This window comes from Aquabacterium sp. UBA2148, assembly GCF_002328915.1.
GTDB lineage: Bacteria > Pseudomonadota > Gammaproteobacteria > Burkholderiales > Burkholderiaceae_C > Aquabacterium > Aquabacterium parvum.
The window spans coordinates 3,785-8,416 of sequence record NZ_DCXA01000313.1 but is presented as its reverse complement, the minus strand read 5'-3'; the positions used below and the strand labels follow the sequence as shown (position 1 = coordinate 8,416).

Genomic DNA, 4,632 nt, shown 5'->3' with positions numbered 1-4,632 from the left:
GTTGCCGCGCAGGTGGCCGTACTCGTGGGCCAGGACGGCACTCAGGCGCGGCACATCCAAAGCCATCAGCAGCGGCAGGCCGATGGTCAGGCGATTGACCGGGTGGCCGAGCAGGCCAAAACGCGGTACCTGCGAGATGCTGGCGTTGAAGCGATCGTCCAGCCAGACCTCGTCCAGCCTGGGGCCCTTGACCTTGCGCCTGACCTGGCTGATGAGCTTGAACAGCGCCGGGGCCTGCTGTTTGGTGAGCCGATGGCCCTCGGGTCTGGCATCCAGGCGAACCCACAGCGATCGCAGGCTGGTCCAGGCCAGGCCGGCCGCACCGATCAGCAAGAAGATCGTGCCCCCTCGGGCGCGGCCGCTCATCAGGTGCCCAATGGCCCAGCTCGCCAGCCAGATGGACACCAGCAGGCAGCCACCGATCCACGCGTAACCCAGCCCTGCGAACCACGCCACACGACGCCGGTAGGCGCTGGGGTCTTCGGCGCTGAGGTACTCGTTGACGCGGACGTGGTGGACGAAGTCGGCCTGTTCCATGCGGCTTCTCCCGGGTTTCGGTGTTCTGCCCGACATTCAAGCACGGGCCAAGCAGGCCGCTGGCGTCTAGAATCCGCTGTTTCGTTCTTCTTTTTGCCTGACCATGTCCAAATCCACGAAGGCCACCCCATCCACCAAGGCCGCCAAGCCCGTGAAGGCTGCTGCCGCTCCTGTCACCGCTGCCCCTGCTGTGGCCAAGAAGGCTGCTTCTGGCGTGAAGAAGGTCGTGCTGGCCTACTCCGGTGGTCTGGACACCTCCATCATCCTGAAGTGGCTGCAAGACGAGTACGGCTGCGAAGTCGTCACCTTCACGGCTGACATTGGCCAGGGCGAAGAGATCGAACCCGCGCGCGCCAAGGCCCTGAAGATGGGCATCAAGCCCGAGAACATCTTCATCGAAGACCTGCGCGAAGAGTTCGTGCGCGACTTCGTGTTCCCCATGTTCCGCGCCAACGCGCTGTACGAAGGCGAGTACCTGCTGGGCACCTCCATCGCCCGCCCGCTGATCGCCAAGCGCCTGATCGAAATCGCCAAGAAGACCAAGGGCGATGCCATCTCGCACGGCGCCACCGGCAAGGGCAACGACCAAGTTCGTTTCGAGCTGGGCGCCTATGCCCTGCTGCCTGGTGTGAAGGTGATCGCTCCGTGGCGCGAGTGGGACCTGCTGAGCCGCGAAAAGCTGCTGGCCTACGCCGACAAGCACGGCATCCCTGTGGATTTCAAGAAGCGCAAGGGCGGCGCCCCCTACTCGATGGACGCCAACCTGCTGCACATCAGCTACGAAGGCGGCGTGCTCGAAGACCCGAACTTCGAACCCGAAGCCAACATGTGGCGCCTGACGGTGTCGCCCGAGAAGGCGCCCAACAAGCCCCAGATCATCGAGCTGACCTACGCCAAGGGTGACGTGGTTGCCATCGACGGCGTGAAGATGTCGCCTGCCACCGTGCTGACCAAGCTCAACGAAATCGGCGGCAAGCACGGCATCGGCCGCCTCGACAAGGTCGAGAACCGCTACGTCGGCATGAAGAGCCGTGGCTGCTACGAAACCCCTGGCGGCACCATCCTGCTGAGCGGCCACCGCGCCATCGAATCCATCACCCTGGACCGCGAAGTCCTGGCGCTGAAGGACGACCTGATGCCGCGTTACGCCCGCATGATCTACAACGGCTACTGGTTCAGCCCCGAGCGCGAGCTGCTGCAAGGCCTGATCGACAAGAGTCAGGAAACCGTCAACGGCACAGTCAAGCTCAAGCTGTACAAGGGCACCATCCTGGTGGTGGGCCGCGAGTCCAAGACCGACAGCTTGTTCGACGCCAAGATCTCGACCTTCGATGACGACGGTGGCGCCTACAACCAGGCCGACGCGGCCGGCTTCATCAAGCTCAACGCCCTGCGCTTGCGCATTGGCGCCAACGTGAAGGGCGCGCGCGCTGCTGCGGCCAAGCCGGCCCGCAAGGCAGCTGGCAAGAACGCGGCCAAGAACGCAGGCAAGGCAGCAGCCAAGCCCGCAGCCAAGAAACCCGCTGTCAAGGCCGCTCGCCCGGTGATCAAGACGGCTTCCAAGTGAGCTCAGCGCTCAACCTGAGGCCGTGGCAGTTGCTGCGGCCTTGTTTGTTCTGAAAGACCTCAACATGACCACCACCACCCTGGCCGGCACCGTTGCCACGCAAGCCAATGTGTACTTCGACGGCAAGTGCGTTTCTCACACCGTCACCCTGGCCGACGGCACCCGCAAGTCCGTTGGCGTGATCCTGCCCGCCTCGCTGACCTTCAACACCGGCGCGCCTGAAGTCATGGAAACCGTCGCTGGCAAGGCCACCATCAAGCTGGCCGGATCTTCCGAGTGGAAGACCTATGGCGCTGGCGAAAGCTTCGACGTGCCGGGCAACTCGTCCTTCGAGATCAAGGTCGAAGGTGAGCCTTATCACTACATCTGCCATTTCGGTTGATCGGGTGAGTTGATCCCGCGCGCAGGCGCCTGGGCTTGCCAGGACTGAGCGTGGTATCGACATGAAAAAAGCCGCTGAGTGATCAGCGGCTTTTTCATTCAGGTGGCATCGGGCCTCATCGGTGGTCCGCCCCCCCGGCCTTGACTTCAAAGCTTGGGCTCGGGCAACTCGTCCGGGTCCACCTTCTCGCACGTCATCTGCAGCGTGCCGATCAGGTCGTCGTTGAAATCGAGCAGCTCGCCCTCGAGTTCCCCCTCCTGGCGGTCGATGGCAAGTCGGATGGTGGCCAGCCGTTTGAGGTTGGGCTGCCAGATCACCCAGCTGCCATTGAGCCAGTCGTGGTAGTAGTGGGTGCCGGGCTGGCGCAGCTTGTAGACCATGGTGTAGTCGGTCGGCGTCTGCGTGTAGACCAGGCGCTCGCCCTTGGGCAGCACGTTCGAGCGCTGGATCAGCGCCGTCGTGTTGTTGTCCCGCAGGGCGAGGTCGAGGTGGGCTGGCTTTGATTTGCCCGAAGCCGACAGCGTGCCCTTGCACTTGACGTACAGGTGGAACTCAGCGGCTTGGGTGGTCGTGGCATGGGCCCCCAGAACAAGCAGGGCGCAGGCCACGGCCTTCCGAAGGGGTGTCGGTTGGGTCATGGCGGTGCGAAGCAAGGGCATCACTTCTTGGTGGTGGACTTGGTGGCTGGCTTGGCGGTGGAGGCCTTGGGCTTGGCGTCCAGCTCCTTGGAGGCGGCGGTTTCGCCACCTTGCACGCCCAGTCGGCCGCCGGTGCCCAGGCCGCCCTTGACCTGTTGCGCCTTGTAGTTGCGCAGCGCCTTGACCATCTGGTTGAACGAATCTGCGAAGGCAGCGGTGATGACCTTGCCTTGCGGGGTCTTGGCGTAACCGCCACCACCACCGCCCAGGCCACCACCGAAGGCCGCGCCGAAGATGCCGAAGTCGTAGTTGCCGGCTGTGCCTTCTGCGGCCGAGATCTGAACGCCCGAGCGGTTGTCGATCAGCAGCAGCGTGGTCGAGGCTTCGTTCTTGCTGACGCTGCCGGCCACCAGGCCCAGGATGCCGCCACCGAAGCCACCCAGGCCACCGCCACCACCACCGGTCTTGCCGGAGAACTGGATGGACGGGCTCATGGTGTAGTCGGCTGCGACCATCTGGCCCTTCTGGAAGTTGCTGCCGGCACGGCTTTCGTCACCACGGGCGAACTCGCGCTCGCGCATCATGTTGTTCATGGCTTTGCCGCGCTCGACGATGACGAAGCAGTTGGACTGCTGGATCATCAGGCGCAGCACCGGCACGGTCGAGCCGAGTTGGTACTCGCGCAGGGTGATGTACCAGGGGGCGTTGGTGTCCTCGTCGATGGCGAGGGTGCCCAGGGTTTCGTCGCACTTCTCGAGCTGGCTGTTGTTGTTCTCGGCGGTGGCGCCACCGGCGGCGCCGCTGACGGTGCCCTTGTTTTCACCCATGGTGGGCGCGGTGGCCAGGCAGCCCGACAGCAGGGTGGCGCAGGCGGCGGTGATGGCCAGCAGGCTCAGGCGGCCGGCGGTGGAGATGTTGCTGACAGCAAACGACATGGAAGCTCCCTCGGTGCAAATGCGTGACTCGACAAAGCGAGGGCGATTCAGGCCCCCGTCATGAACGACGGGAAGTTTAGCCCGATCAAACCGGCGTCGGGAGCCCCCCCCTAGATCACCACCGGCTCTGGCTCCAGACGGATGCCGAAACGCCCGTAAACGCTCTCCTGGATGGCGCGAGCGAGCGTCACCACTTCGGCGCCTCGGGCGTCGCCCCGGTTGACCAGCACCAGCGCCTGCTTCTCGTACACGCCAGCCTGGCCCACGGTCTTGCCCTTCCAGCCGCAGGCGTCGATCATCCAGCCGGCGGCCAGCTTGAAGCTGCCGTCGGGCATGGGGTAGTGCACGATCTCGGGGTCGCGCTGGATGATGTCGCGGCATTGCTCGGGCGTGACCACCGGGTTCTTGAAAAAGCTGCCGGCGTTGCCGATGACGGCGGGGTCTGGCAGCTTGGCGCGGCGCACGGCCACGATCCAGTCGAAGACCTGGCGGGCGCTGGGGGCGGTGACGCCGGTTTCCTGCACCTTGCGTTCAAGCTCGGCATAACCCAGCATGGGCACCCAGGGGCGGGGA

At 64.6% G+C, this 4,632-nt stretch carries 5 protein-coding genes and 1 pseudogene; 2 read left to right on the top strand and 4 right to left on the bottom strand.

Features of this window, described 5'->3' with window-relative positions; translation table 11 throughout:
• Positions 1–537: M48 family metallopeptidase (locus B2W70_RS17615; RefSeq protein WP_286747787.1), on the bottom strand; the 537-nt coding region annotated here is incomplete at its 3' end.
• A gap of 103 nt (positions 538–640) precedes the next feature.
• Between B2W70_RS17615 and B2W70_RS17610 the strand changes: the two genes are divergently transcribed.
• Together B2W70_RS17610 and B2W70_RS17605 are read left to right on the top strand one after the other, a co-directional pair.
• The gene (locus B2W70_RS17610) at positions 641–2,104 is read left to right on the top strand and encodes an argininosuccinate synthase (protein ID WP_286747785.1); all 1,464 of its coding nucleotides are present in this window, start codon (positions 641–643) and stop codon (positions 2,102–2,104) included.
• Between the two features lie 64 nt (positions 2,105–2,168).
• Positions 2,169–2,486: a pyrimidine/purine nucleoside phosphorylase gene (locus tag B2W70_RS17605; RefSeq protein WP_058088192.1), complete on the top strand. Its 318-nt coding sequence runs from the start codon at positions 2,169–2,171 to the stop codon at positions 2,484–2,486.
• 146 nt (positions 2,487–2,632) lie between these two features.
• Here the strand turns inward: B2W70_RS17605 and B2W70_RS17600 are convergent, their stop codons facing one another.
• The 3 genes and pseudogenes from B2W70_RS17600 to B2W70_RS17590 all read right to left on the bottom strand — a co-directional run.
• Complete coding sequence (locus B2W70_RS17600; RefSeq protein WP_286747783.1) at positions 2,633–3,124, bottom strand: hypothetical protein; 492 nt, start codon at positions 3,122–3,124, stop codon at positions 2,633–2,635.
• 20 nt (positions 3,125–3,144) lie between these two features.
• Positions 3,145–4,059, bottom strand: coding sequence for a CsgG/HfaB family protein (locus B2W70_RS17595; protein ID WP_286747781.1), 915 nt, complete (start codon positions 4,057–4,059; stop codon positions 3,145–3,147).
• Between the two features lie 110 nt (positions 4,060–4,169).
• Positions 4,170–4,632, bottom strand: a pseudogene (locus tag B2W70_RS17590) (UDP-N-acetylenolpyruvoylglucosamine reductase); the annotation flags it as partial.